1 protein-coding gene is annotated in these 947 nt (G+C 25.2%); it reads left to right on the top strand.

Annotation, left to right across the window (positions count from 1 at the left end):
- Positions 1-42 precede the first annotated feature (42 nt).
- On the top strand, positions 43-947 hold a 905-nt coding region (locus tag AJ889_RS00880; protein ID WP_040977114.1), incomplete at its 3' end, for a glycosyltransferase family 2 protein.

The raw sequence follows: 947 nt of genomic DNA, 5'->3' as shown, positions 1-947 counted from the left end.
TATTATTTTGTAAAAATGAGTTAAAAAATAAGCAAGGATGAAATGATGAATTATAATACTCCAAAAGTTTCTATTGTTGTACCTTCATTAAATTCTATATCATATATAAGAGAATGTATTGATAGTATATTAAATCAAACTTTAAAAGATATTGAGATACTTTGTATTGATGCAAATTCAACTGATGGAACTTTAGAAGTTTTAAAAAACTATGAAAAAAAAGATAAGAGGCTTAGGGTAATAATATCAGATAAGAAAAGTTATGGTTATCAAATGAATCTTGGTATAAAAGAGGCAAAGGGAGAATATCTTGGTATAGTTGAAAGTGATGATTATATTAAAACAAATATGTATGAAAGACTTTATGAAATTGCTAAAAAGAATGATTGTGAAGTTGTTAAAGGGGATTTTTATATATTAGAATCAAATAAAGGAAAATATTCGAAAATTACTCCTATTGATTTTTTATATAATCAAATTATTTCTTTTAAAACCCACCCTAATATATTTAATTTTCAAAGCATAAATCCAATCGGTATTTACCGATTGGATTTATTAAGAACAAATCAAATTAAGTTAAACGAAACTCCAGGAGCTTCCTATCAAGACAATGGTTTATGGTTTCAAATTTTTGCTCTTGCTAAAAGTATTTATTTTATTAATGAAGCATTTTATATGCTTAGAAGAGATAATCCTAATTCATCCGTAAAAAGCAAAGAAAAAGTATATTGTGCATGTGAAGAATATGATTTTATTCGAGATTTTTTAAAAAAACATCCTGATCTTGAAAAAACACTTGCTCCAATATGTGCTTTGCATCGTTTTGGAAATTATATGTTTACTTTAGAAAGAATCGATGAAAGATATAAGTTGGATTTTTTAAAAAGATTTTCGCAAGATTTTCGCAAGATTTTAAAAGATAAAGAGCTTGATGAGAATTTATTCGG

Source organism: Campylobacter sp. BCW_6468, from assembly GCF_001762865.1.
Taxonomy (GTDB): Bacteria; Campylobacterota; Campylobacteria; order Campylobacterales; family Campylobacteraceae; genus Campylobacter_D; species Campylobacter_D jejuni.
The sequence above is the reverse complement of the archived record's forward strand: the minus strand, read 5'-3'. Positions and strand labels throughout refer to the sequence as shown.